Annotated in this window: 23 protein-coding genes; 6 read left to right on the plus strand and 17 right to left on the minus strand. The window is 62.1% G+C overall.

The annotated features are described in order from the left end of the window. The first annotated feature begins 120 nt into the window (after nt 1-120). On the plus strand, nt 121-690 hold the full coding sequence (locus tag Q1A89_RS07760) for a hypothetical protein (RefSeq protein ID WP_299725632.1): 570 nt from the start codon (nt 121-123) through the stop codon (nt 688-690). Here Q1A89_RS07760 and Q1A89_RS07765 read toward each other — a convergent pair. Further along, entirely contained in the window at nt 684-1,235 is a 552-nt protein-coding gene (locus Q1A89_RS07765; RefSeq protein WP_299725635.1) for a pseudouridine synthase, read from the minus strand. The two genes, Q1A89_RS07760 and Q1A89_RS07765, sit on opposite strands and share 7 nt — an antisense overlap. 37 nt (nt 1,236-1,272) lie before the next feature. Continuing rightward, nucleotides 1,273-3,741, minus strand: a complete 2,469-nt coding sequence (locus tag Q1A89_RS07770) for a penicillin acylase family protein (protein ID WP_299725639.1) — start codon at nt 3,739-3,741, stop codon at nt 1,273-1,275. 101 nt (nt 3,742-3,842) lie between these two features. Between Q1A89_RS07770 and Q1A89_RS07775 the strand changes: the two genes are divergently transcribed. Then, nucleotides 3,843-4,715 (plus strand): NAD(P)-dependent oxidoreductase, encoded by an 873-nt coding sequence (locus Q1A89_RS07775; protein ID WP_299725641.1) that lies wholly within the window; start codon nt 3,843-3,845, stop codon nt 4,713-4,715. A 157-nt stretch (nt 4,716-4,872) separates the two neighbouring features. Here the strand turns inward: Q1A89_RS07775 and Q1A89_RS07780 are convergent, their stop codons facing one another. The 3 genes from Q1A89_RS07780 to hemB form a co-directional block, all read right to left on the minus strand. Beyond that, nucleotides 4,873-5,439 carry a YSC84-related protein gene (locus tag Q1A89_RS07780; protein ID WP_299725644.1) on the minus strand — a complete coding sequence of 189 codons (567 nt, stop codon included), beginning with the start codon at nt 5,437-5,439 and terminating at the stop codon, nt 4,873-4,875. Nucleotides 5,440-5,704: 265 nt separating this feature from the next. Next, nucleotides 5,705-6,094, minus strand: coding sequence for a GFA family protein (locus Q1A89_RS07785; RefSeq protein ID WP_299725647.1), 390 nt, complete (start codon nt 6,092-6,094; stop codon nt 5,705-5,707). Further along, complete coding sequence (hemB, locus tag Q1A89_RS07790; RefSeq protein WP_299726163.1) at nt 6,091-7,092, minus strand: porphobilinogen synthase; 1,002 nt, start codon at nt 7,090-7,092, stop codon at nt 6,091-6,093. The genes Q1A89_RS07785 and hemB overlap by 4 nt, the downstream gene beginning before the upstream one ends. A 138-nt stretch (nt 7,093-7,230) precedes the next feature. On the opposite strand from hemB, the gene Q1A89_RS07795 reads away from it, so the two are divergent. Further along, the gene (locus tag Q1A89_RS07795; RefSeq protein ID WP_299725650.1) at nt 7,231-7,758 is read left to right on the plus strand and encodes a component of SufBCD complex; all 528 of its coding nucleotides are present in this window, start codon (nt 7,231-7,233) and stop codon (nt 7,756-7,758) included. A 58-nt stretch (nt 7,759-7,816) separates the two neighbouring features. Further along, nucleotides 7,817-11,275, plus strand: a complete 3,459-nt coding sequence (mfd, locus tag Q1A89_RS07800; protein WP_299725654.1) for a transcription-repair coupling factor — start codon at nt 7,817-7,819, stop codon at nt 11,273-11,275. A gap of 26 nt (nt 11,276-11,301) precedes the next feature. Here mfd and Q1A89_RS07805 read toward each other — a convergent pair whose 3' ends face one another. The 3 genes from Q1A89_RS07805 to Q1A89_RS07815 all read right to left on the minus strand — a co-directional run bounded on the left by Q1A89_RS07805 (nt 11,302) and on the right by Q1A89_RS07815 (nt 14,825). Continuing rightward, nucleotides 11,302-12,519 (minus strand): multidrug effflux MFS transporter, encoded by a 1,218-nt coding sequence (locus Q1A89_RS07805; RefSeq protein ID WP_299725656.1) that lies wholly within the window; start codon nt 12,517-12,519, stop codon nt 11,302-11,304. A gap of 124 nt (nt 12,520-12,643) precedes the next feature. Beyond that, entirely contained in the window at nt 12,644-13,300 is a 657-nt protein-coding gene (locus Q1A89_RS07810) for a DsbA family oxidoreductase (protein WP_299725658.1), read from the minus strand. Nucleotide 13,301: 1 nt separating this feature from the next. Beyond that, nucleotides 13,302-14,825, minus strand: a complete 1,524-nt coding sequence (locus Q1A89_RS07815) for a class I adenylate-forming enzyme family protein (RefSeq protein WP_299725661.1) — start codon at nt 14,823-14,825, stop codon at nt 13,302-13,304. A gap of 65 nt (nt 14,826-14,890) precedes the next feature. On the opposite strand from Q1A89_RS07815, the gene Q1A89_RS07820 reads away from it, so the two are divergent. Next, nucleotides 14,891-15,514: an XRE family transcriptional regulator gene (locus Q1A89_RS07820; RefSeq protein WP_299725666.1), complete on the plus strand. Its 624-nt coding sequence runs from the start codon at nt 14,891-14,893 to the stop codon at nt 15,512-15,514. A 4-nt stretch (nt 15,515-15,518) separates the two neighbouring features. On the opposite strand, the gene Q1A89_RS07825 is transcribed toward Q1A89_RS07820, so the two are convergent. The 8 genes from Q1A89_RS07825 to Q1A89_RS07860 all read right to left on the minus strand — a co-directional run bounded on the left by Q1A89_RS07825 (nt 15,519) and on the right by Q1A89_RS07860 (nt 22,791). Then, nucleotides 15,519-15,740: a hypothetical protein gene (locus Q1A89_RS07825; protein ID WP_299725669.1), complete on the minus strand. Its 222-nt coding sequence runs from the start codon at nt 15,738-15,740 to the stop codon at nt 15,519-15,521. Between the two features lie 126 nt (nt 15,741-15,866). Further along, nucleotides 15,867-16,517, minus strand: coding sequence for an MIP/aquaporin family protein (locus tag Q1A89_RS07830; protein WP_299725672.1), 651 nt, complete (start codon nt 16,515-16,517; stop codon nt 15,867-15,869). Nucleotides 16,518-16,522: 5 nt separating this feature from the next. Further along, nucleotides 16,523-18,235: an extracellular solute-binding protein gene (locus Q1A89_RS07835; RefSeq protein WP_299725675.1), complete on the minus strand. Its 1,713-nt coding sequence runs from the start codon at nt 18,233-18,235 to the stop codon at nt 16,523-16,525. Nucleotides 18,236-18,579: 344 nt separating this feature from the next. Next, on the minus strand, nt 18,580-19,149 hold the full coding sequence (locus Q1A89_RS07840; protein ID WP_299725678.1) for a hypothetical protein: 570 nt from the start codon (nt 19,147-19,149) through the stop codon (nt 18,580-18,582). A gap of 143 nt (nt 19,150-19,292) precedes the next feature. Continuing rightward, a complete protein-coding gene (locus tag Q1A89_RS07845) occupies nt 19,293-20,042 on the minus strand; it encodes a DUF502 domain-containing protein (RefSeq protein ID WP_299725681.1) in 750 nt (249 codons plus the stop codon). Between the two features lie 84 nt (nt 20,043-20,126). Next, nucleotides 20,127-21,047: a pseudouridine-5'-phosphate glycosidase gene (locus Q1A89_RS07850; RefSeq protein ID WP_299725684.1), complete on the minus strand. Its 921-nt coding sequence runs from the start codon at nt 21,045-21,047 to the stop codon at nt 20,127-20,129. Then, a complete protein-coding gene (locus tag Q1A89_RS07855) occupies nt 21,044-21,937 on the minus strand; it encodes a PfkB family carbohydrate kinase (protein ID WP_299725687.1) in 894 nt (297 codons plus the stop codon). The genes Q1A89_RS07850 and Q1A89_RS07855 overlap by 4 nt, the downstream gene beginning before the upstream one ends. 50 nt (nt 21,938-21,987) lie before the next feature. After that, nucleotides 21,988-22,791: a DUF4198 domain-containing protein gene (locus Q1A89_RS07860; protein WP_299725690.1), complete on the minus strand. Its 804-nt coding sequence runs from the start codon at nt 22,789-22,791 to the stop codon at nt 21,988-21,990. On the opposite strand from Q1A89_RS07860, the gene Q1A89_RS07865 reads away from it, so the two are divergent. Continuing rightward, on the plus strand, nt 22,790-23,983 hold the full coding sequence (locus tag Q1A89_RS07865) for a HupE/UreJ family protein (protein WP_299725693.1): 1,194 nt from the start codon (nt 22,790-22,792) through the stop codon (nt 23,981-23,983). The two genes, Q1A89_RS07860 and Q1A89_RS07865, sit on opposite strands and share 2 nt — an antisense overlap. 27 nt (nt 23,984-24,010) lie before the next feature. Here Q1A89_RS07865 and Q1A89_RS07870 read toward each other — a convergent pair whose 3' ends face one another. After that, the gene (locus tag Q1A89_RS07870; protein WP_299725695.1) at nt 24,011-24,637 is read right to left on the minus strand and encodes a thiamine phosphate synthase; all 627 of its coding nucleotides are present in this window, start codon (nt 24,635-24,637) and stop codon (nt 24,011-24,013) included. Nucleotides 24,638-24,750 lie beyond the last annotated feature (113 nt).

The raw sequence follows: 24,750 nt of genomic DNA on the forward strand, positions 1-24,750 counted from the left end.
CCGGTCAATCGAGACCAAATGCCGGATCAGGTAGTAGGTTGCCCAAGAAACGACAGGCGGGTGCCATGGCTAAGCCTCATGACAGGCCTATGCCGACATCAGAATTGATGGTGGCGATATATGCGGGCACTCCTGTTTTCTCTTTTGGTAGGCATCTTGTCCCTGCTGCACTCGGAATCGAGCACAGCACAATCGGCAGACAACCACACCGTCGTCGGCCAATACTACTTTGATGCGATGGGTATTCAAAAATCGCCACAATCGCTTGGTCTGGGCTATGTGCGCGCACTTGAACACAGCTTGGAGGCGCGTTCCGTCCTTGTTTTGGACAAGAAGAAATTTGCGAAGTTGTTACCTTCGGCCCTCATCAGCGACATGTATCTCATTTATCAAAGTACTCTGTTTGATGCATGTGTGGCGAGACTGTCGGACGCACAGGCCGCCACCTTGGCGCGGTTCATCCTATCGCGAACGGAGAGCTCGCCGATCAATTCCAAGGACATGGTTGAGCAAGATTTGCGTATGTGTTTGAGAGATATCCGTTGGTTCTGGCCTAAGGAAGACGCCTTTACCAAGATTCTGTCTATCCGACATCATGACCCTGAAGTGGCAGCCATCCTCGCGATGCCTGGCATTGCGCGCTTTCCCAATCGAATTGTGAAACAGGACGTGTTGCTTGGTTTTCAGTGAGTTGTGATGTGCCGCCATTGCCCGGGCGCGAGATCCTCTAGCCCCCAGTCGCCAATCCGCACGCGGATCAACCGCAGGGTCGGGAAACCCACATGTGCCGTCATCCGTCGCACTTGCCGGTTGCGCCCCTCTTTGATGGTCAGTTCCAGCCAGCTGTCGGCCACGGATTTGCGCACGCGGATGGGCGGGTCGCGGTCCCAGATATTTGGGGGGGCGATGGCGCGGGCCTTGGCGGGCCGGGTGGGGCCGTCTTTGAGCGTTATGCCATTGGCCAGCGCCTTTAGCGCGTCTTCGGTGATTGTACCTTCGACCTGCACCCAATAGGTCTTGGGCGCCTTGAATTTCGGATCGGCGATCCGTGCCTGCAATGCGCCGTCGCTGGTCAGCACCATCAGCCCCTCGCTATCGCGGTCCAGACGGCCGGCCGGGTAGACGCCGGGGACGCCGACATAGGCCGACAACGTCGGGCGGGGGGAGCCTTCGGTGCCCTTGTCGGTGAACTGCGACAGCACCCCGAAGGGTTTGTTGAAGAGCAGCGTGGTCATGTGCATATATTTGGAACAATGAAGGGCAAGGCGTGCTTCATTTCAGAGGTTCGAGCCGCGTCACACCGACGGCTGCAGCGCGTGCAAGCCCTTCGTCCAGAGACATCGGGATGTATTCGCCACGCCGCCAGAGCTGGGCCAGATCGTCATAGTGGCGTGACAGGAAATGGCCCGACTGGCCGGTCGAGATCACGAAGACCGACGAGTTCGGATCGGCGAAGTCATAGACTCCGCGATAACCCGCACCATGCACATTATGGAACGGGTTGGCCCCGGTGCCCCGGGTCAGGCCCCGCTGCAGCGTGTTGTCCCCGCCGGACGTCGATTGGCGGATGTTGACGAAATGTTTGAGCACCGGCACCTCGCCCAGCACCTGATGGTCGTGGGTGGCCTGATGGGCATCGCCCCAGCGTAACGATTCGAGCTGCGTGCCCCAGGTTTCGTTGATCCAGACCAGCGCGTCATCGAGCGCAAGGCGGGCCATGTCGGCGCAGGTCTCGACCGGGGCGGACTGACGCACGTCGCACCACACGGCGGCCCCGTCCACATTGCGAAAGGCGCGTTCCAGAAAGAGCGGTTCGGGATGGGTCAGCGTGTCGGCGAGCGGGCCCAATTCGTCCTGCACCAGCCGGTCCTGCAGGGCGCGCAACCACGCGGCATAGATCAGCGGCTCGGGCCAGTGTTCGTTCATTTCGCCGTTCCATTCGGCGAGCAGGGCGAGGGCGCGCTGGCGTTGACGCTCGGGCGTGCCTGCGGGTGCGGCCTCGCCCGTGAACCACAGTTCGGCCCCCATGAAGGGCAAAAGCGTGCGTGCGGTGAAGGAAACCGTATCAAGCTGCGCTTCGATGAAACTGTCGCGGGTGTGCACCTCGCGCGCCTGCATCAGCCGCCGCCAGCGTTGTACGCGCTGGGTATCGCCCCAGAGAAAGCTCACGTGATTGGGAAAGGGGCGGTCGATGGTCTTGTTGTTGGTGTTGCCGAGGATACCGCCCACGGGGGCCACGAAACCGGGATTGGAGGCGTAGGCCATGCGCCCCTCCCAACGGTTTTCGCCCCGCGCGCCGAGCGACGGCATCCGCCCCTGGCTTTGGTGCGCCTCGTTGCGTTTGGGCACGGCGCCGATGGTTTTCATCGCGATGCTGCCGCGATCCACGAGGGTCAGGTTCTGGGCCGGGGCGATATACTCCTCACCCGCTGCGATGGCCTCGGCCACGGTCTGGGCCATCATGATCTTCATGCCTGCCTGCACGGAAGTGTCCCGCGGGCTGAGCACTGTCCAGCTGAGGGCTGCCACATGACCCGGCGGTGTCACCGTGTCGAGGTTGCGGAAACTGCCGGGCAGGATGGGGCCATTGTCGCTCCAGCGAAGGGTCAGGGTGACCGGATCGGCATCCTTGATCTGCAGGATCGAGTCGCGCTGTTCGAATTCTTTGAACCCGTCCGGCGTGCGGTATTGCTGGGGGTTGTCGGGGTTCAATTCTTCGATCAGCACGTCCTGATCGTCCACATAGGCCGTTGTCACCCCCCAGCCGAGCCGGTCCGAGCGGCCTGTCAGTACAACGGGGATGCCCGGAATGGTGCCGCCGATCACGCCGCCTGAACTCAGCTCGAGCCGGGCCAGATACCAGACGGCAGGGGCCGAGAAACCCAAGTGAGGATCATTAGCGAGCAGAGTACCCCCCGAGGCCGAGCGTGAGGCCGCTGCCGCCCAGGCGTTGGAGGCCCCGGCAAAACCGCGCGGGCGGAACGGGGACAGGGGATGCGGGATGTCGGGTGCGACACGTGCAAAGGAGGGTAGGGCGCCCGGCACAAGGGAGGCATATTCCGGCAGGCTGGCGATGCCTTCACCCGGAACGTCAGGCAGGATATCGGCCAATCGGGCCGGGTCGTCCAATGCCAGCGACATGCGCGCGCGCAGGATCTCTTCGCTCATGTGGCTGGAGAGTTGCAGGCCCATCAGCTTGGTGATGGCAAGGCTGTCGGCGGGACGCCACGGGGCCAGCGCGGTCTTGAACAGGAACATCTCGGGTGCACCGCGCCCCAGAGCCTCGGCGTTGATCTGATCAAGGCGGGCGTTGATCCCGGCGGAATAGGCCTCGAGCGCGGCCAGCGTGGCCGGGTCCTGCGCCTCGACCGATTGAACGGCGAGGCGGTAGATGTCGAGGCGGCGGATAAAGCTGTCCACTTCGACCGTGGCGGTGCCGAACAGCTCGCTCAGCCGCCCTTGCGCTGTGCGGCGCAGCATCATCATCTGCCACAGCCGGTCCTGTGCGTGGGCAAAGCCAAGCCCGTGAAACACGTCCGTGTCCGTCTCGCCAAAGATATGGGGGACGTTGGCGTTGTCGCGCACGATCTCGATCGTGTCACTGATGCCGGGCACCCGCACAATTGCATCGTAATTGGGCAGAGAGCGCGCGGCGAGGTAGTAGACAAGGCTGATGCCCACAACGGCCAGCACAATAAGCACTGCAGTCAGCCGCACCAGCCATTGAAACACCACTGCCATGTCGTCCCCTCTTGCTCTGACGTTGACCCTTGGCCCATGACTGTTAGGTAGACATTCGGACAAGCGCAAGCGGGGCTTGGCGCAAAAGGTAAAGGAAGATCATGGCAAAGCTGGCATTTCTGGGTTTGGGCGTCATGGGTGCGCCGATGGCGGGGCATCTGCAAAAGGCAGGGCACGAGGTGACGGTCTATAACCGCACGGCGACCAAGGCCGAAGACTGGGTCAAGGCCCATGGCGGGGCGATGGCCACCACGCCACGCCAAGCCGCAGCGGGGGCGGAATTTGTGTTGTCCTGCGTTGGCAATGACGATGATCTGCGCTCTGTTTGCCTTGGGCCGGACGGGGCATTTGCCGGCATGGACAATGGCACTGTCTTTGTCGATCACACCACCGTTTCGGCGGCGGTTACGGCCGAGCTATACACGGCGGCTGACGCGGCCCAGGTCGGGTTTATCGACGCGCCGATTTCGGGTGGGCAGGCAGGGGCCGAGAATGGCGCGCTGTCGATCATGTGTGGCGGGGATGCAGGTGCCTATGCGCGCGCGGAACCGATCCTGCAACCCTATGCCAAGCTGTGTCGTCGGATCGGCGAAAGCGGTGCGGGCCAGATGACCAAGATGTGCAACCAGATCGCCATTGCCGGTCTGGTACAGGGCCTGTCCGAAGCGCTGCACTTTGCCGACAAGGCGGGGCTGGATGGCCGCGCTGTGGTGGAGGTGATCAGCCAGGGCGCTGCAGGGTCGTGGCAGATGGCCAACCGCTATGAGACGATGCTGGATGATCATTTCGAACACGGGTTCGCGGTGGACTGGATGCGCAAGGATCTGGGCATTTGCCTGGATACCGCGGATGAGAATGGCGCGAGCCTGCCGGTCACGGCGCTGGTCGATCAGTTCTATAAGGATGTGCAGAAAATGGGTGGCGGGCGTTGGGACACGTCGAGCCTGTTCAAGCGTCTGCAAGCATCAGGATAGGCTGGTGTCGGCGGGCGGCTCTGTTTGCCTGACGGCAAAGGCGTCCGCCCACCAACCCATTGTTGATTGCTTTATGGATAGACCTTGTGGCTGGTCGCTTTTCCTTTGTAAAAATGACCCTTGCCATTAGGCGCGACTGCTTCCGCGGTCGCGACCGTCACGGAATGATGCGCGTGTATTTGGTGCCTTCTAGTGTTGCGCCAAGGCGCAGGCCGGCGCGCGCAAACACGGCTGCCAGAACCGGAGACAAGGTTGTCGTCGTATCTGCTGCCACGCTGTCCCCCTGATCGGAGATCACGTACTCCAGATCTGCGCCCGCGGCCCAGCCAGGTGAACGGCGGAAGTTCGTCAGCGCCTCGTTGGTCATGAAGAACAGAACGTGGGCAAATTGCTGGGCGCCGATCTGCAGACCGCCTGAGCCTTTGACCACCGAATAGTAATCGACCGTGACGTCGTTGACGAGCAGCGCGCCGCGCCCATAGGCCCCGCCAAAGCCAAACCCGGCCTCGGTCACCAGTGGCATGACGAGCATGCCGTCGGCATTCTGTGCCAGTTGGCGCGTGTTGGGATAGCTGCGATACATCTCTTCCAGTGTGGCGCCGACCCGCGCATCGATGGTCACGCTGCCCCGGCTGCCGACCCCGTTGCCACAGGCCGCCAGCGCGCCTGTAGATGCCATTGCGCCGAGCGTGAAGACACGCCGCGACATACCTGAATGTGTCATGTTTGAACCGCCTGTATTGCTCTAGAGGTGCGCGGTTTGCCCGCGCTTGGCGCAATCATACGCCCATTGGTGTGTGCTGTCACGCCCTTGCGCCGCTTTGGCGGGATTTTGCTGTTGATGGAAGGGAGTATTTGTAGAGGGGGCTCTGCCCCCGTCGCGTGCCGCGCCCGGGCTCCGCCGTTCGCCTGCTCAGACGCTCCCCCGGGAGCGTTTGCTGGCCGCAGACTCACCCCCTGGGGTTTTTTGAAAAAGAGAAGGGGTGGGCTTAACGGTCCGGGAGGATGTCTGCGCCGGGGATATATTGTACGGGCAGGGTGGTTGCATCAAAACCGTCAAGGCAACGCAAGTTGATCGCCCAGCCGTCGAATGGCGCAATGCCTTGGGCCTGTTCCGCCCTTGTCGGTGCGCTTGGGCGGCGGAAGGGCAGGATGCCGCAGCGCGGGCAAAAGTAGTCCTTGGCGGTCTGCGAACCCCATGTGTAGAGCGTGAGGTCGGACAGGGGTGTGTCGAGGGTCACTGCGTCCTCCGGCACCCGAAAGATCAGTGCGCCACGTTTGTGGCAGATGCTGCAATTGCAGATGCGCGCGTGATCGATTTCGGCCCGAACGGCAAAGCGGACAAAGCCGCAGTGGCAGCTGCCCCGATGCTGCGTCATGCGCCCTTGAGCAGGCGCGCCGCAGCGGGGGCGAAATAGGTCAGGATGCCATCACAGCCCGCCCGTTTGAACGCCATCAGGCTTTCCAGCATCACCCGGTCCTCGTCGATCCAGCCCTGCTGCGCGGCGGCCTTGATCATCGAATACTCGCCCGACACCTGATAGGCAAAGGTCGGCGCGCCGAAAGTGTCGCGCGCGCGGCGACAGATATCGAGGTAAGGCAGGCCGGGTTTGACCATGATCATGTCGGCTCCTTCGGCCAGATCGCGTTCGATCAGGCGCATGGCCTCGTCCGAGTTACCCGGATCCATCTGATAGGTCTTTTTGTCCCCCGTCAGCGCGCCGCTGGCGCCGACGGCATCACGGAACGGGCCATAGAACGCGCTGGCGTATTTGGCCGCATAGCTGAGGATCATCACCTTTTGATGGCCCGCCGCCTCAAGGGCGGTGCGCATCGCCCCGATCCGCCCGTCCATCATGTCCGACGGCCCGATGATGTCCGCACCCGCCTCGGCCTGGGCCAGCGTCATCTTGACCAACGCCTCAATCGTGCGGTCATTGACGATCTCGCCATCTTCGACAAAGCCGTCATGGCCGTTGATATTGTAGGTATCGAGCGCCACATCGGTCATAATCCCGATCTCGGGGACCGCGGCCTTGATCGCGCGGATGGCGCGGTTGGCGTGATTGTCCGGATCCCAGGCGCCTGCGCAGTCCTCGGTCCGCTCTTCGATCCCTGTGTAGGGAAAGATGCAGATCGCCGGGATGCCCAGATCAGCCGCCGCGCGCGCGGCCTCGACCACCTTGTCGACCGAGCGGCGAAAGACGCCGGGCATCGAAGGAATGGGCTCTTCGATCCCCTCGCCGCTGCGCACAAAGACCGGCCAGATGAAATCGTCCACCGTCAGCGTGTTCTGCCGCACGAGGCCCCGTATGGCGGGGGTCGCGCGGGTGCGGCGCAGGCGCGTGGCGGGAAAGGGGGCTTGGGTCGGGCGCATCTGCATGTCCACTTTGGTTGACAGGGCATGGGTGGCATGGATTTTAACGCTTGCCAAGTCTAGGCATCGCCGCCCTTGCAGGTTAAGAGGGTCGCCAATCAAACGGGTAACGCCCGTGACAGGCATCGAAGGCGACGCGTGGACTGGCACGAAACCATCTTTGAACTCATCGACATGCGATCTTTCTCGAACCTGTGGTTCTGGATCGCGCTGGCCGTGGTGTGGTCAACGGCCAGTCACTGGGTTCTGGGTGTCCCTTACGACATGGTGGCGCGCGCGCGGCGCTATGGCGGGCAGGCCTCGGACGATCTGGACGATCTGGTGCGCATCAACACCAACCGTCTGCTGTTTATTGGCAATGTCTCGGGCCTGTGGCTGTTGGGGCTCACCTGTTTCATCCTGACGGGCCTTGCGCTGCTCGGCTTTGTCTACCGGGTCGAATTTGCGCAGGCCGTCTTTCTGCTGGGCTTTCCCATGTCCATCGTTGGCGCGCTGAACCTGTCCACCGCCCGCCTGATCCAGTCCGAAGAGGCGCAGGGCGAGCTGCTGTGGAAGCGGTTGTCGCGCCATCGCACCTATGTTCAGGCCATCGGGATGGTCGCAATTTTTGTCACGGCCCTCTGGGGGATGTATCAAAACATGTCCGTCGGCCCCTTCGGCAGTTGACACGACGGGGCGTTGCCCCAATTGAAGGCCCTCGTTTCCCATCACCACCCAAGAGTGCATGAGCCAGCCAGATCATATCACCGTATCGGGCGCGCCCGAGGGCTTTGACGCCAAGCTGATCCTTGATGAGGTCGCAGCCCGCGGCCCCGTGCTGCATGTAGCGCGCGATGACAAGCGGCTGGCGGCGATGCAGGGCGCGTTGCGCTTCTTTGCGCCCGCCATGCCGGTTCTGGTCTTTCCGAGCTGGGATTGCCTGCCTTACGACCGGGTGTCACCCAATGCGGACATCTCGGCGCAGCGTATGGCCACGCTCGCGGCCCTGGTGCACGGGATGCCCGAGAAATTCGTGCTGCTCACCACCATCAATGCGGCCAGTCAGCGCGTGCCTGCGCGCGATCTGCTGCGCGAGGCGGCGTTTTCGGCCCGGGTCGGAGGGCGTGTGGATGAAAACGCGCTACGGCATTTCCTTGTGCGCATGGGATTTGTGCAAAGCCCCACGGTGATGGAGCCCGGCGATTATGCCGTGCGTGGCGGCATCATCGACATCTATCCGCCCGGCGATCTGGGCCCCGTGCGGCTCGATCTGTTTGGCGATGTGCTGGACGGCGCGCGCCGGTTCGATCCGATTACCCAACGCACCACGGAAAAACTGGACCTGGTCGAATTGGCGCCTGTGTCCGAGGTGATCCTGGACGAGGCTGCCGTGACGCGGTTCCGCCAGTCTTACCGGCTGGAATTCGGGGCGGCAGGCACGGACGATCCGCTCTATGAGGCGATCAGCGCGGGGCGCAAGCATCAGGGCGCCGAACATTGGCTGGCGTTTTTCCATGAACAATTGGAAACGCTGTTTGACTACGTGCCGGACGCCACAATTTCGCTCGATGATCAGGTGACGCCAACGCGGCTGGCGCGGTGGGAGAGCATTGCCGATCAGTACGAGACCCGCCGATTGGCGATGGCGCATCGCTCAAAGATGGACTCGGTCTACAAACCTGCACCACCCGAGGGGCTTTATCTGGATGATGGCGCGTGGGAGGTGGCCGTGGCAGAGCGGCGCGTCGTGCAATTCAGCGCGTTGCCGCAATCCACAGGACTAGGCGTCACGGACGCCGGGGGACGGATCGGTCGCAATTTCTCGCCCGAACGGCAACAGGAATCCATCAGCCTTTTTGCTGCGTTGGCGGATCATATTAATGCAAAAATGGACAGTGGTCCGGTTGTGGTGGCGAGCTATTCCGACGGTGCCCGCGAACGCCTGACCGGGTTGATCGAGGATGAGGGGCTGGCCGAGGTCATCCCCATCGCGGACGCCACCCGCATCGGCAAACGCGGGCTGCATCTGGTGGTCTGGGCGCTGGAGCACGGGTTCGAGGCACCGGGACTGACGGTGATTTCCGAACAGGATGTGCTGGGCGACCGCCTGATCCGTGCACCCAAACGCAAGCGCCGGGCGGAGAATTTCCTGACCGAGACCCAATCGCTGTCGCCTGGCGATCTGGTGGTCCATGTGGATCACGGGATCGGGCGCTATCAGGGGATGGAGGTGGTCACCGCCGCAGGCGCCGCCCATGAATGCCTGCTGCTGGAATACGCCGAAAGATCAAAGCTGTACCTGCCGGTCGAGAATATCGAACTCCTGTCGAAATACGGCCACGAAGAGGGGCTGCTGGATCGTTTGGGCGGGGGCGCATGGCAGTCCAAGAAGGCAAAGCTCAAGGAACGCATCCGCGAGATGGCTGACAAGCTGATCCGCATTGCGGCCGAACGCGCATTGCGCAAGGCACCGGTGCTGGAACCGCCACCGGGCATGTGGGACGCATTTTCAGCGCGCTTTCCCTATGACGAGACGGACGACCAACTGACAGCCATTGGGGCCGTGATCGACGATCTGACCAGCGGCGCGCCGATGGATCGGCTCATCTGCGGCGATGTGGGCTTTGGCAAGACCGAAGTGGCGATGCGCGCGGCCTTTGTCGCGGCCATGTCGGGCGTGCAGGTCGCTGTGATTGCGCCCACAACCCTGCTGGCGCGGCAACACTACAAAAGCTTTGCTGAACGGTTTCGTGGATTTCCCATCCACGTGCGCCAGCTCAGCCGCTTTGTCAGCGCCAAGGACGCGAACGACGCGCGCGACGCCATGGCCAAGGGCACCTGCGACATCGTGGTTGGCACCCATGCGCTGCTGGCAAAAGGTGTGAAGTTTCAGAACCTTGGCCTGCTTGTCATCGACGAGGAACAGAAATTCGGCGTGACCCACAAGGAACGGCTGAAACAGATGCGCAGCGACGTGCATGTGCTGACGCTGACCGCGACCCCGATCCCGCGCACGCTGCAATTGTCCCTCACTGGCGTGCGCGATCTGTCCATCATCGGCACGCCCCCCGTCGATCGCCTCGCGATCCGCACCTATGTCTCGGAATTCGACACGGTCACCATCCGCGAGGCGCTGCTGCGCGAACACTATCGCGGTGGGCAGTCGTTTTACGTGGTGCCGCGCATCTCGGACCTGCCCGAGATCGAAGCATTCCTGAAGGAACAGCTGCCCGAACTGACCTATGTGGTCGCCCATGGGCAAATGGCCGCAGGCGAGCTCGATGACCGCATGAACGCGTTCTATGACGGCAAGTTTGACGTGCTGCTGGCGACCACAATTGTGGAATCCGGCCTCGATATTCCGACGGCCAACACGATGATTGTGCACCGGGCTGACATGTTCGGTCTTGCGCAACTCTACCAGATCCGCGGGCGGGTTGGGCGTTCGAAAACCCGCGCCTATGCATATCTCACCACCAAACCGCGCGCGAAACTGACGGCCACGGCGGAAAAAAGGCTGCGGGTGCTGGGCAGTCTTGATACGCTCGGTGCCGGGTTCACGCTCGCCTCTCAGGACCTTGATATTCGCGGGGCCGGGAACCTCTTGGGCGAGGAACAGTCGGGCCAGATGCGGGATGTCGGGTTCGAGTTGTACCAATCCATGCTGGAAGAAGCGATTGCCAAGATCAAGGCCGGCGAGATGGAGGGCCTTTCCGAGGCGGATGAACAATGGGCGCCACAGATCAACCTCGGCGTGCCGGTTCTGATCCCCGAAGCGTACGTGCCTGATCTGGACGTTCGTCTGGGATTGTATCGTCGTCTCAGTGGGTTGAGCACCAAAGTTGAACTCGAAGGCTTTGCCGCTGAGCTGATCGACCGCTTTGGTGCGTTGCCCAAGGAAGTGAACACGCTGATGCTGGTCGTGCGCATCAAGGCGATGTGCAAACGCGCGGGCATCGCCAAACTCGATGGCGGGCCAAAGGGGGCGACAGTGCAGTTCCACAACGACAAGTTTGCCTCGCCCGAGGGTCTTGTGACCTTTATCCAGGACCAACGCGGGCTGGCCAAAGTCAAGGACAATAAGATCGTGGTGCGCCGGGACTGGAAAAAGGACAGTGACAAGATCAAGGGCGCCTTTGCCATTGCCCGCGACCTGGCCGAAAAGGTGATCGCCGTCGAAAAGAAGAAGAAAGCGCGCACCTGAGGGACGGGCGGGAGCTTTTGGTCGGGTCAGGCCAATTCTTCAGCAGCCTCGGCGCGGCGCATGAACTGCATCAGCACCGACGCGAAGGAACTGGTCAGCATCACCGTGACAATCAGCGCCAGCGGCGTGCCGTCAAACAGCAGCCCCACCGGAGAGGCGAGCAGGCCCCCGATTACCGTCGACACCGCCCCGATCACCGAGGCGGCCATGCCCGCGATATGGCCCATCGGCTCCATCGCGATGGCGTTCAGATTGGCCACCGTCAGCCCACCCTGAAACATCACGCCCCAAAGCCAGAACAGGAAGAAGTAAAAACAATAGGGCAGACCCGCCAGTATCCACAGCACAAAGACGCCGGACACAACGATCTGCGCCGCAAGCGCCCACGTCACCAGCCGCCGCATGCCAAACCGCCCGACAATCGCCGCGTTCAGCAGGCTCGACACACCGGATGACAGCGCAATTGCGCCAAACCACAGGGGAAAGCTTTCCTCTCGCCCAAAGGTCACATCAAAGATCGGCTGCACCATCGTCAGAACCGAAAACAGCGTCATCAGCATTAGGGTCTGCACAAAGATCGACAGACGTACTGTCTTGTGCGCAAACATCTGCCGCACGGCATCCGCCATCAAGGGCACGCGCAGGGGCCGTCGCGCTTGGGGCGGGAGGGTTTCGGAAATCCGCAGCGAAAACCAGACGAACAGCACAACGCCAAAGATCAGGAAGGCCGCAAAGATCGCCCGCCAGCCAAATGCATCCGCAATGAGCGCGCCGATCAAAGGGGCAACGCCCGGCACCAGCAAAAACACCACCATGGTCAGGGACATGATGCTGGCCATGGCGCGCCCGGAGTAGAGGTCGCGGATGATGGCCGATGAAACAACGCGCGGACCCGCCGCCCCGAGGCCCTGCAGCACGCGGGCCGCCAGCATCAATTCAAGCGTCGGGGCCATCCAGCTGAGCACAGCCCCAAGCGCATAGATGGCGAGGCCTGCATAGACCACCGGTTTGCGCCCATAGGCGTCAGACAGGGGCCCGGTAAAGAATGTGCCTGCTCCCATGCCGATCACGAAAAAGGTCATCACCAGCGCGGCCTGTGCCACGCCGTACGGCGCAATGTCGGCCGAGATGTCGGGCAGGGCGGGCATCATCGCGTCGATGGAAAACGCAATGGTGGCGAACATCATCGCCATCAATGCAATGAATTCGACCTTGCCCAATTGCTTGCCCTGTGGAGTGGTCACGGCCCATCCGTTCTGGAATCGTCTCGACGCGAATGCGCGTCACATTGGCGGGTGGGCCGTCCGCGCGCAACGACTAATAGTTGAATTTTGACCGTTTGGGCAATTTATAGTTGTTTACGTTGGGTCACGCCGCGCCCGCGCGCAGTTCATCAATGACTTTTGCCCAAAGCTCGGGCGGTTGCGCACCGGGCACCGCGTGTTTGCCGCCGACAATGAAAGTAGGTACCGAATTGATCCCCATCTGCCGGCTGTGGGTGTCGCGCGCCGCGATGTCGTCGCGGTCCGCATCCGAGGCCAGAAGGCGGGTGACTACGGCCGCGTCCATTTCGATACTGTCCGCAATGTCGGCCAGGACTTCGTGATCGCCGATGTCGCGCGCCTCGACGAAATAGGCCTTGAACAGGGCGGATACGGCGGCGGTCTGTTTGCCCTCGATCCCGGCCCAGTGGATCAGGCGGTGGGCGTCCATCGTGTTGGGGGTGCGCTTCATCCCCTCAAAGTCGATCTTGAGGCCCGCCTTTTCCGCACTCTCCACCACCGGAGCATAAGCGCGCACAGCGCCTTCCTTGCCGCCGAACTTGCCCTCGAGATAGGCGCGCCGGTCCATGCCTTCGGGGGGCATGTCGGGGTTCAGCTGGAATGGGTGCCATTCGATCACGAACGGATGATCGGGATGGGCGGCCAATGCGCGGTCCAGATGCGCCTTGCCGATATAGCACCACGGGCAGATCGGGTCTGACATGATGTCGAGCTTGATGGAGGTGGAGGTCTCTTGGGTCATGTCAGTGGGCTTTCGTGTTTTTGGGCCAGAACAGATGCAGGCGGCGGCGCAGGATCTTGCCGTTGGCACCGGTGGGCATCTGAGGCAGGCGGATATAGGCGCGCGGTTGCTTGTATCTGGCAAGGTTCGCTTCGACATAGGTGCGCAGGGCGTCTTCGTCCAGAGGTGCGGCGCTGGTGTAAAAGACAACGATGACGCGGGCACCGGGTTTGACCTCAACCTCGGCGGCTCCTGCTGCGACGATGCCGGGGGCGGCCATCATGACGGATTCGACTTCGATAGGAGATACGCGGTAGCCGCCCGCGTTCATCATGTCGTCATTGCGCCCCAGATAATGCACCTGCCCATCCGCCTGCATGACGCCCATGTCACCGGTCACGAACCATTCGCCCTGATACTTGGCCAAAGTCTCTTCGGGATGGCTGAGATAGCCGAGCATCAGGCCCGGATCATCGCGGTGGATGGCGATCACGCCGGGTTCGGTGCGCGCCACCGGGCCATCGGTGCCCAGAATGGCGATGTGCCGCCCGGGCTGCGCACGCCCAAGGGCTGCCGGGTCGCAAGGCGCGTCGGGACAGGCCGAGATAAAGGTCGAACATTCTGACAGCCCATAGGCCTCGTGCACCGGCGTTCCGGTGGCGGTCATCCATGCCGCGCGCGTGGTGGGGGGCAGCTTTTCCCCCGCGCTCAATCCATGGCGCAGCGCGGGCAGGGCCGGCAATTCGGTGTGGGCCATCATCTGGCGATAGACACCCGGTGCGGCGGCAAAGATCGTGGTCCTGTGCCAGGCCATCAGCGCACCGAGGTCACCCGCTTGCGTGCCTGCCGCCGGGATCAGCGCCGTCGCCCCCAATGTCCACGGGTCCATCAGGCCAGTGCCCAGCGTATAGGTCCAGTTGAAGGCGCCCGCATGCATCAACACGTCGTCCTCTCCCAGACCGTACCAACCCTGATGCATCATCTGGCGTGCCCAGATCGCCCGGTGCGCATGGGCCACGGCGCGCGGTGCGCCAGAGGTGCCCGACGTGTAGACCACGTAGCCCAGCCGATCCGGATCACCCATCTCGAACGGGGCCGGGGGCAGGGCGCGCATCGCCCGCAAGGTGGCCAGCCCCACCTCGGGTGCGCCGGAGGCTGAAGCGACAGCCGGGTCGCGCAGGATCACGCGGGGGCGCATTTCGCTCACAATTCGGGCGACCTCGGTTGTGGTGAGGGCCGCAGAGGTCGGGATCGGCACCAGCCCCACGGCCAGTGCGCCCAGATAGGCGATGGGAAAGTCGATCGTATTGCCCAGACGCAGCAGAATCCGCTCACCCGGCACGCAGCCTGCCTGCAAATAGCCCGCCCCAGTGCCCCGTACGGCTGCCAGAAGTTCGCCATACGTCATCCGCTCGACATGGCTGTCAGACACCACGGCCACCGCCACTTTGTTCGACAGCGCCTCGGCGCGGCGCAGCACGTGGGCCGCCATGTTGAACGGGCTGGGGCAGGGTGGGAACGGCGTGGTGTGATCAACGCTGAGCATGTCCAAGCGCTACGGTGAACGGGGCGATGTTGCAAGCCTGTCGAGCGCGCAATATAGAGGTGGTCATGACTGGAAAAGACCCCAAATCCCTGATCGAAATCGCCCGCGCCACGGGCGGGGACGAGATGCCCGAACCGCTTGATCTGGGGGCACGGGTGCGCGAATTGCGCAAGGCGCGTGACTGGACGCTGGAACAGGCGGCAGGGCAGGCGGGACTGGCCCGTTCAACTCTGTCCAAGATCGAAAACGGCCAGATGTCGCCCACCTATGAGGCACTGAAAAAGCTTGCCGTGGGCCTGGAAATCTCCGTCCCGCAACTGTTCACGCCTCCGGAAAAAGGGCAGATCAACGGGCGTATGGTGCTCACCCGATCAGGCGAAGGGAACGCGCAGGCCACAGTGACCTATGAGCACGAGTTGCTGGCCGAAACGCTGACCAAAAAGCAGATGCTGCCCTATCGTGCCCGCGTGCGTGCGCGCAGCATGGACGAATTCGACGGCTGGGTGCGCCATGATGGCGAAGAGTTTCTCTATGTGCTGACCGGAGTGATCCGCCTGTTCACTGAATTCTACGAACCGGTCGAGATGCGGCGCGGCGACAGTGCGTATTATGACGCAACCATGGGCCACAACGTGGTGTCGGTCAGCGATGAGGACGCGCTGATCCTGTGGGTGACGTCGCTGGCCTGATGCGTCAGGCGGTGTGCAGCGCCTGAATGTCATCGCGGTTCAGGTAGGCGTCAAAGGCCTCTTGTGCCTCTTTCAGCGACATGTCGTGGGTGGCGGCCAGATAGCTTTCGAACCGGTCCTGATCTGCTTTCAGAAACGGCATCGCACTTGGTTCGAGCCCGGGAAATTCTTTGCACAGCGCGCGGTAGTTTTCGGCCCAGTTCTGGGTCAGGTCATTCCAGTTCATGCATACCCCCGTAAAGTCTAGGTCTGGTTCCAGCTCGGGAACTCAGAATACGACGCAGTTCGTCCCTGCGCACGTCGGACATCCACCCCGGCGTTACATTATTGCAAACCACGGTCGGTTCAACCTTTAACGCGCGAAAAACTTTGCAAACAACCTGTGCGCGAAGATGGTGGCGATCAGTTGGGCGATGACAAACGCCGGGATATGACCGGGGTAAATCCCTGCAAACGTGTCAGAAAAACCGCGTGCGATTGTGACAGCCGGGTTTGCAAAGCTGGTCGAGGCGGTGAACCAGTAGGCCCCGGTGATGTACAGAGCGACCAATGTCGGCACCGCTTCGGAGCGTGATTTTAACCCGCCGAAGATCACGAAGAGCAGGCCAAGCGTGGCCAGCACCTCGCTGAACCATTGTGCAGGGCCCGTGCGATGCAGCGTTTGGGACATCTGCAGAATGGGCAGATCGAACATCGCGTGGGCGGCCCAGACTCCGATCAGGCCGCCGACAATCTGCGCGGCGACGTACGCCAGTGCCGTGCGCGCGCTGATATGCCCCCCAAGAAGGAACATGAGCGTGACCGCAGGGTTGAAATGCGCCCCCGACACCGGCCCAAGGACCGTGATGATCACATAGAGCATGCAGCCCGTGGCAATCGCATTGGCCAGCAAGGCGATGGCGTCATTTCCATCCGCCAGTGCGGCCCCCATGATGCCAGAGCCGATCACGCTGATCAGCAACATCGCCGTGCCGACCCCTTCGGCGATCAATTTGTCGCGCACGGGGTCTACTCTTCGTACCACCAGAATTGCGGCATCCAATCCGGCCCATCGCCATAGATCGGGATCACATCCGGGTGTTTCATCTCTTTGACATGGGCGATGCGGCCCGTGGTGAACTGCCAGAACGGCACCACGTAGCGCCCGGCGGTCAACAGCCGGTCAAGGGCGCGGGTGGCGGCAAGGCTGTCCTCGGCGGTGCGCGCACTTAGCATGGCGCCAATCATCGCATCGATGGCCGGGTCTTTGGCACCCATCAGATTTGGCGCGCCTTCCTGATCGGCGGCCTCCGAGCCCCAGTAGAAATACTGCTCGTTTCCCGGGCTGAGCGACATCGCACGGCGGTGATAGGTCATGTCGAAATCAAATGCGGCGGTGCGCGCGGTGAATTGCGCGCCGTCCACAAGGTCGGTTTTGATGTCGATGCCCATCTGGCTCAGCGCTTGCGTGTAAAGGTCGGCAATGGCGCGGTCCTCGGTGCGCTGCTGATCAAGCAGGATGGTGATGGCCATCGCCTGCCCATCCGGGTTGCGCAGTTTGCCGTCTTGCGTGGTCCACCCGGCCTCTTCCATCAGTTTGAGCGCGCGGCGCAGGCCTTTGCGGTCGCGGGCGGACCCGTCGCTTTGCGGCAGCTCATAGCCTTCCATCACGCCGGGCAGCAGGCGCCCATTGAATGGGGCGAGCAGGGCGGCCACCTCACCCTTGGCAGGGCCAGGTTCCATTGCGAGAGGGGAGTTGGAAAAGTAGGACGTGATGCGCGGCTGTGCACCACCGGTCAGCGTGTCGTTGATATATTCAAAGTTGAACGCGGTGATCAGCGCCTCGCGCACGCGCCAGTCGTCAAAGGGCGCGCGACGGGTGTTCATCACAAAGCCGGTGATGCCCGAGGGTTTCTGGTGCTTGATCTCGGACTTCACGACCGCGCCGGACTGGGCGCGGGGAAAGTCGTATTCGCTGGCCCAGACCTCGGCGTTGAATTCGCGCACGGCTGATACGTCGCCTGCCTTGAACGCCTCAAACACCACATCACCGTCGCCGTAAAAGTCTATGGTGATCTCATCAAAGTTGAACGTTCCACGCATGAAGTTGAGGTCTTTGCCCCAATAGTCGTCATTGCGGGTCAAAACCACGTTGCGCGCAGCCTCGTAGTCGCTGACCACATAAGGTCCGCTGCCGATGGGAATGTCGGCCAATGCGCCGTCGGCAAAGGATTTGCCCTCCCATTGCGCCTTTTGCAGGATGGGGCGCATACCGGCCAGCAGGGCCAGTTCGCGGTTGTCGGAGTTGAAGGTAAACCGGACCGTGTTCGGCCCGACCTGCTCAAGGTTTTCGATTTGTGTCCAGAGCGAGCGGTAGCGGCCATGCCCTTCGGTGCCGAGTGTTTCGTAAGACCAGATCACATCCTCGACCGTGACAGGGGAGCCGTCAGAGAATCGGGCCTCCGGGCGCAGGGTGAATTCGACCCAGGACCGGTCATCCGGCACCTCAATCGATTCGGCGAGAAGACCGTAAAGCGCAAATGGCTCGTTTCTGTTGCGTCCCATCAGGCTTTCATGGGTCAAAAACCGCAATTGCCAGGGCACATTGCCCTTCTGGATGTAGGGATTAAGCGAATCAAAGCTGCCTGTATTGGCCAGCGTAATTGTACCGCCCTTGGGGGCATCGGGATTCGCGTGCGGAAGGGACACAAAATCCGGTGGTAGTGCAGGTTCCCCATACATAGCTATGCCATGGCTTGGCTCTGCTTGTGTCTGTATCGGCCCTGACACAAAGGTTAACAGAATCGCGCTGAAAGCGACCAAACGCGCCTGTGAAATTTGGAAATAATCCCGCCCCATATCGTAAACAATCCTCAATCGCCCTTGTTTTGTTAACAATAGCGGGCGTCGGACCTTTACGCATTATCAAACTTTTAGCTTGGACTCTTTGAGCGCAATTGCGTATAACAAGGGCACTGCTCGATAGGTTTCTTGCCTGTATGAAACCTGCCTCAATAACTTAACGCCAGCTTCGTGCTGGCGTTTTTTTTTGGGCCTGCGGCCTGGTCACCTGCGCTGGTGAGACATCAAAAGAACGACGTGGCATCAATGCCAAAGGTCACCGCACCAATCGGTTCGCTGCTGCCGGGTGCTGTGATCGTGATCGACACCTGACCCTGATAGGCATTTGTGCTTTCGTCCAGTTCGACCTCGGAAATGTGCATCGCATCCGGCCCCTTGAGGTAGGTTTCGGTGAACTTCGCCTCATCACCTTGCCAGAAATCCGATGTGACGCTGGACTGCCCGACGTTCAGCCCGCGCGCGTCCATAACGAACACTTCGGTGATCACGCCGTCTGACCGGTCCACCAGTGCGCTGAGGAACACGGACACAGGGTTGTTCAATTTCGAGTTGATCATGGTGCGCTCGCCGCTGTCCACCTCGGAGCGCCAGGTGTTGTCTAGTTCGATAATCTCCGCCTCGCTCAGCGCGGCGGTTTGCGCGTTCTGACGAATGATGGCGTCAATGATCGCGGCATTTCTGGCCACGTTGCGCATCTGATCCTGCGCGAAACCGGTCATGGCCGCAGGCACATCGACGGCAAAGACGGGGGCGGCAACCAGACACAGCGCAGCACTGGAGAGAAAACGTTTCATTTGGGGAACATCCTTTTTCGACCTGTTGGGTGCCGAAAACCGTTGTCCATCTCGGTTAAAAAGCTCTTAGCCAGCCATTATCAAACCGCACGAAGGACGCGTCTTTTGGTTAAAACGGTAATCATCTTGTCCGGCCCCGGCCGTCAGTCCTGCGGCGGCTGCGTCGGATCCTTGCCGTTGGGATAGACGAGGCCCGCCGAAATCACGAGCTTGGCGGCGTCTTCGACGGTCATGTCCAGTTCGATTACATCATCCGAAGGAAAGAACAGCAAAAAGCCGGATGTGGGGTTGGGCGTGGTCGGCACAAAGATGCTGAGCATCGGGTTGCCCTGATTGCCCCTTTCGGCCACTTCGCCCTTGGTGGTGGTCGACACAAAGCCGATGGCCCAGATGCCTTTGCGCGGATATTCGATCAGGCAGGCCTTCTCGAAAGAGCGCTCGGACTGGGCAAATACGGTCTCCGATATCTGCTTGATCCCGGAATAGATTGAACGGACGACAGGCGTACGCTCCACAAGGCTTTCGGCCCAGCGGATCAGCGAACGTCCGATGTAGCCCTTGGCGATCCAGCCGATGAAGATGGTGAACAGGAAAAAGACAATGACGCCGACGCCGCGCACGTTCACCTTTACCCAATCGGGGTTTGGAATGCGCACACCGTTTTCGGTGATGATCCTCGGATTGCCCAGCCAGTAGTTGACGATTGAATCGGGCTGCCAGACATTTGGCACCAGCGGCCAGACGAATCCGTCCACCCAGCCGATGACCGTCCAGATCAGCCAGATCGTCAGCCCCACCGGCGCAATCACCACCAGCCCGGTCAGGAATGACGCGCGCAGCCGGGAAAACAGGCCGGGGCGGCGGGGCTTTTCTGGATCAAAGGGGGTATTCATCGGCATCCCGCAGCTTGGTGGTGCGATAGGTAGGCGATGCGCGTGGCCACTACAATGGGTGCCCCACAGCTTTGTGCCCGGTTGTCAGGCAGAGGGCCCCTTATTGCTCAAATGCTTGGCAATTTCGGCCGCGAGGCGGGCGTTGTTGCGCACAAGGGCGATATTGGCGGCCAGTGAACGCCCCCCGGTCAGCTCGAAGATCCGTTGCAGCAGGTAGGGGGTGACCCCCTTGCCGGTGATGGCGTGGGTGTTCGCATCGCGCGTGGCCTGCGCGATGATCGGGGCGAGGGTGGCGCGGTCAATCTCGGCCTCGGTCGGGATCGGGTTGGCGACCAGTTGCCCACCGGGAATGCCAAGGGAAGCGCGCATCGCGTGGGCATCTGCGATCGCGGCTGCACTGTCCATACGCAGCGGTGCGGGCAGACCCGCGCTGCGCGACCAGAAGGCGGGCATGTCGTCCTGCCCGTAGGCAATCACCGGCACACCTTGGGTTTCCAGCACCTCAAGCGTCTTGGGGATGTCGAGGATCGCCTTGGCGCCTGCGGCCACCACGGTCACCGGTGTCTGGGCCAGCTCCATCAGGTCAGCCGAGATGTCGAACGTGCCCTCGGCCCCTTTGTGCACGCCGCCGATCCCGCCGGTGGCAAAAACCGCGATCCCCGCAATGCGTGCGGCAATCATCGTGGCCGCCACGGTTGTCGCCCCGGTGCCACCCGTGGCCATGCAGGCCGCCATGTCCGCACGGCTGAGTTTCGCCACCCGCTTGGCTTGCGCGAGCGTTTCCAGCTGATCATCCGTCAGGCCCACATGCAGGGTGCCGTTCATCACCGCCATGGTGGCGGGCTCCGCCCCGCCTGCGCGCACATCGGCCTCGACCTGCCGCGCAACCTCGAGGTTTTGTGGGTAGGGCATGCCATGGGTGATGATCGTGCTTTCCAGCGCGACGATTGGGGTTCCGTCCTTTTGTGCGGCGGCAACGGCGGGTGAGTGTGTGTATTGGGTCATTCCGGGCCTTGTCCTGATACATAAGTGGCAGCGGCGTTCAGTGCGCATTTGAGCGCATCGCTGCGTCCCGCCCCGCCCAATTCGGCGGCAATATGGGCGGCCATGAACGTATCACCCGCACCTGTCACCCGTGTGACAAGCACCTGTGGCGGCGTGGCGCTGATCACATCATCGCCTGTGGCTTCGCTGGCGGTGCCGCCCCCGTCCGTGACCAGCACGCGCGCCGCACCACGGGTGATCAGCGCATGAGCGGCGGCCATCGAGCTGTCAAACTGCGCCTGACAGAGAAGCCCGGCCTCTTCGAGGTTCACGTAAAGCGTGCCGCGCCCGTGGGTAAGGAACGGCGCCAGACGGCGCGCCTTGCCGGGCGAGGCGGGGGCCACGCGCAGATCGGCCTGTGCCAGCAGCGGGCTGGCCGCGATTTCGTTCAGCAACTCGACCGTAAGGTTGCCATCAAGCGCGACGGGGCCGGCAAAGGGGGCCTCGGGCGTGGCGAGGGTGCCGTCCTTGAGCGGGCGCAGGATCTTGGCTCCTGCGCTTTCCAGCGAATTGGCGTCGGCGATGGCCGCGATCAGGCCATTGGCGCCCTCGACGGCCATATAACGGTCGGTGGGCAGATCGTCCGAGCGGTAGACCGTGTCTGTGATCATGCCACGCGCGGTGCAGGCGGCGATCAGCTCGTCCCCTTCGGCGTCGCGCCCGATGGCCGTCAGCAGCGCCGGGGTGAGGCCAAAGCGGGCGCAGGTCATCGCGATGTTCATCGCCACACCGCCGGGCAGACGGGTGATGCGCCCCGGCACGTCCGAGCCCTGGCGCATCGCCAGCGGCGCACGGCCGATGACGTCCCACAGGACCGAGCCGATGCACAGGATGTCAGCAGGTTTGCTCATAGGTGCCTGTCTGCCCCGCGCCTGCGCCAGAGGCAAGGGCGGGCGCGCGCCTAACGGGCGGGCACGGCAAAGGTGAGGGCGGCCCAGAACGTATCCCAAACCGCCTTTTCATCGCCGAGGATCGGCTGCAGCACGACGGCATCAAACAGATAGCTGTGACCGCTCGTGACGGGGATACGGGCGATGCCATTGTCGTCGGTGCGGTGCAGCGTCACGACGACTTCGCCCGAGGCTGCGCGGTCAAACACCTCGACCTGCGCATCCGCCCGGGGCTGGCCAAGATAGAGCACCTGCACCTCCATCTGATCGCCAAAGCCTGGATCATAGGGGTTGGTAAGTGCCACGAACTCGGTCTTGAGGCCAACCGCGCGGTCAATGCCCTGACCGCTGCCGACGCCGAACAGCGCCTTGACGTGACGGGTATAGCGTTCGCGAAATGGTGCTGCGGGAAAGCCATTGGCCGCATGGCGCGCGGCAATGTCCTTGAAATCCTTGTGGTCGGCAAACTTCTGAAACTTTTCCCACTCCGCATAATTCACGAAAGACGGCGTGGTTTCGTGCACCACGGCCACCAGACCATCCACGGGTGCCGGCACATTCAGCGCAGGCCGATCGCCAAGACGCCCCTCGACCGGGCGCAGCGTGTCGCTTTGCACCACGTCAAAGCGGGTGAAGTTGCGCGGCAGATAGGCCTGGGGCGTGCCCTCAAACAGCTGTCCGTTCTTGAGATTGGCTACAATTTGACCGCTTGGGGGCACTTGATATGTCTCTGCGTCGATCCAGAATTCATGCGCACTTGCATAGCCCGCGCAAATTGCGCACCAAACGATCAAAACAAAGCGGGAAATCATCATGCCATCAGCCTTTTCTTCATTCGCCCAAAAGCTGCGCCTCTGGGGGGTGATGTCAAGCCTGTGTGCGCTGGTTTGGGCCGGTATGGCCAGTGCTCACGAAGTTGTGCCCACCATCACCGATCTCACCCTGCAGGACGGGGCGGTTGTGTTCGACATGGATGTGAACATCGAAGCACAGCTGTCCGGTATTGATCTGGACGCGGTGGATGACACAGACAACGCCGAAAATGCCAGCGATTACGATGTGTTACGCGCGCTTCCTAATGCGGACATCGCGGCACGGGCGGAGGCGCTGGTCGACAGGTGGAGCGCTGTGCCCCTGCTGAGCGTGGATGGCGCGTCGGTTGCGTTGCGCCTTGAGAGTGTCGAAGTACCGGATGTGGCGGACGGCGAATTGCCGCGCATCTCTGATCTGGTGATCATGGGCACGCTGCCGGAGGGTGCAACCAACGTCGATGTGTCCTGGCCTGCCGGTGCGGGTGATTTGGTGCTGCGCCAGCAGGGGGTCGAGGAGCCTTTCACCGGATTTATCTCGGGCGGCAGCAGTTCCGGGCCCATTGCTCTGACCGGCGGGGATGCAGCGTCAGGCTGGCAGGCCTTTGCGACCTATATTCCGGTGGGCTTTGATCACATCCTGCCCAAGGGGCTGGATCACATCCTGTTTGTTCTGGGCCTGTTTTTCCTGTCCACGCAGTTGGGGCCGCTCCTGTGGCAGATCTCTGCCTTTACGCTTGCGCATACGGTCACACTGGCCCTTGGAGCGCTGGGGCTGGTCAATGTGCCGGGCAGCATTGTCGAGCCGCTGATTGCCGCCTCGATTGTTTATGTCGCGGTCGAGAATATCTTTGCCCGTGGGTTGACGCGCTGGCGTCCGGTGATCGTGTTTGGATTTGGCCTGCTGCACGGGCTTGGTTTTGCCTCGGTGCTGGGCGAGTTCGGCCTGCCCGAGGGGCAATTCGTTCCGGCGCTGATCGGGTTCAATGTCGGGGTCGAGCTGGGCCAATTGACGGTGATTGCCATGGCGGCCATCGCGCTGTGGCTGGGCTGCCGTGCGGCCATGGCGGAGCGCCTGACAGGGGTGGAAGAACTGGTGGCGGAATACCCGGTCATGTTCCGCGCCTGGTCGATGACCGGCTCACTGATCATTGCGGGCATCGCCGTCTATTGGGTGATCGAGCGCACGCTGCTGTAGCCGGGCAGGGCGGGGGACACCCCCGCCCTACGTGAGCGGGGCGGTGAGTGCGGCCAGCGCATTTACCGGGTCTTCGCTGTCCCAGATTTCTTCGCCGATGCCGAAAAAGTCGGTCATCGGCGCAAGGCGTGCGATGGTGTCGACGCTGAGGCCGCCTTCGGCGACGACGGGCACTTCGACCACGTCCGACCACCATTGGAACAGGTCGTCCGTCGCCACGCCCTCATCGCCGACGCCGGAGACGGGGCCAAAGGCGACATAGTCTGCCCCTGCCTCACCCGCAGACAGCCCGTCATGGCGCGAGGTGCCGCAAAAGCTGCCCACGATGGCATCCGGTCCCAATGCCTTGCGTGCGTCGCGCACAGATTTCTTGGCGCTGGTCAGGTGCACGCCGTCTAGGCCCAGACGTTCGGCCAGAGCGCTGTGATCGGCCACCACGATGGCCACGTCGCGGGCATGGGCCACGGCGCGGCAGGCATCCGCGGCGCGCGCGATCCGGTCTTCGTCAAAGGTGGCAAGGGCGAGACGGATGCAGGCGACCTCGTGTGCGTCGAGCACCGCGGCCAACAGGTCCGGAAAGGTGGACAATTCGAACACCGGTGGGGTCAGCAGGTAAAGTTGCGGCTGCTCGGGGCCTTGTTCGGGCTCGCTCATCTCGGTCGTCCTTTTGCTTTGGCCGTTCTCTAGCGGAAGTGTCAGGGAAAGAAAAACTTTTATGCCTGCGGCGCGCATATTTGAAGAACAATGAAGGGATTGTGGACAGCGGT

This window comes from uncultured Tateyamaria sp. (assembly GCF_947503045.1).
Taxonomy (GTDB): domain Bacteria; phylum Pseudomonadota; class Alphaproteobacteria; order Rhodobacterales; family Rhodobacteraceae; genus Tateyamaria.

Excerpts from the sequence above, each read along its gene's own strand:
- Q1A89_RS07760 (WP_299725632.1), top strand. The coding sequence starts at position 121 with ATGCGGGCACTCCTGTTTTCTCTTTTGGTAGGCATCTTGTCCCTGCTG.
- Q1A89_RS07765 (WP_299725635.1), bottom strand. The coding sequence starts at position 1,235 with ATGACCACGCTGCTCTTCAACAAACCCTTCGGGGTGCTGTCGCAGTTC.
- Q1A89_RS07770 (WP_299725639.1), bottom strand. The coding sequence starts at position 3,741 with ATGGCAGTGGTGTTTCAATGGCTGGTGCGGCTGACTGCAGTGCTTATT.
- Q1A89_RS07775 (WP_299725641.1), top strand. The coding sequence starts at position 3,843 with ATGGCAAAGCTGGCATTTCTGGGTTTGGGCGTCATGGGTGCGCCGATG.
- Q1A89_RS07780 (WP_299725644.1), bottom strand. The coding sequence starts at position 5,439 with ATGACACATTCAGGTATGTCGCGGCGTGTCTTCACGCTCGGCGCAATG.
- Q1A89_RS07785 (WP_299725647.1), bottom strand. The coding sequence starts at position 6,094 with ATGACGCAGCATCGGGGCAGCTGCCACTGCGGCTTTGTCCGCTTTGCC.
- hemB (WP_299726163.1), bottom strand. The coding sequence starts at position 7,092 with ATGCGCCCGACCCAAGCCCCCTTTCCCGCCACGCGCCTGCGCCGCACC.
- mfd (WP_299725654.1), top strand. The coding sequence starts at position 7,817 with ATGAGCCAGCCAGATCATATCACCGTATCGGGCGCGCCCGAGGGCTTT.
- Q1A89_RS07810 (WP_299725658.1), bottom strand. The coding sequence starts at position 13,300 with ATGACCCAAGAGACCTCCACCTCCATCAAGCTCGACATCATGTCAGAC.
- Q1A89_RS07815 (WP_299725661.1), bottom strand. The coding sequence starts at position 14,825 with ATGCTCAGCGTTGATCACACCACGCCGTTCCCACCCTGCCCCAGCCCG.
- Q1A89_RS07820 (WP_299725666.1), top strand. The coding sequence starts at position 14,891 with ATGACTGGAAAAGACCCCAAATCCCTGATCGAAATCGCCCGCGCCACG.
- Q1A89_RS07825 (WP_299725669.1), bottom strand. The coding sequence starts at position 15,740 with ATGAACTGGAATGACCTGACCCAGAACTGGGCCGAAAACTACCGCGCG.
- Q1A89_RS07835 (WP_299725675.1), bottom strand. The coding sequence starts at position 18,235 with ATGTATGGGGAACCTGCACTACCACCGGATTTTGTGTCCCTTCCGCAC.
- Q1A89_RS07840 (WP_299725678.1), bottom strand. The coding sequence starts at position 19,149 with ATGAAACGTTTTCTCTCCAGTGCTGCGCTGTGTCTGGTTGCCGCCCCC.
- Q1A89_RS07845 (WP_299725681.1), bottom strand. The coding sequence starts at position 20,042 with ATGAATACCCCCTTTGATCCAGAAAAGCCCCGCCGCCCCGGCCTGTTT.
- Q1A89_RS07850 (WP_299725684.1), bottom strand. The coding sequence starts at position 21,047 with ATGACCCAATACACACACTCACCCGCCGTTGCCGCCGCACAAAAGGAC.
- Q1A89_RS07855 (WP_299725687.1), bottom strand. The coding sequence starts at position 21,937 with ATGAGCAAACCTGCTGACATCCTGTGCATCGGCTCGGTCCTGTGGGAC.
- Q1A89_RS07865 (WP_299725693.1), top strand. The coding sequence starts at position 22,790 with ATGCCATCAGCCTTTTCTTCATTCGCCCAAAAGCTGCGCCTCTGGGGG.
- Q1A89_RS07860 (WP_299725690.1), bottom strand. The coding sequence starts at position 22,791 with ATGATGATTTCCCGCTTTGTTTTGATCGTTTGGTGCGCAATTTGCGCG.
- Q1A89_RS07870 (WP_299725695.1), bottom strand. The coding sequence starts at position 24,637 with ATGAGCGAGCCCGAACAAGGCCCCGAGCAGCCGCAACTTTACCTGCTG.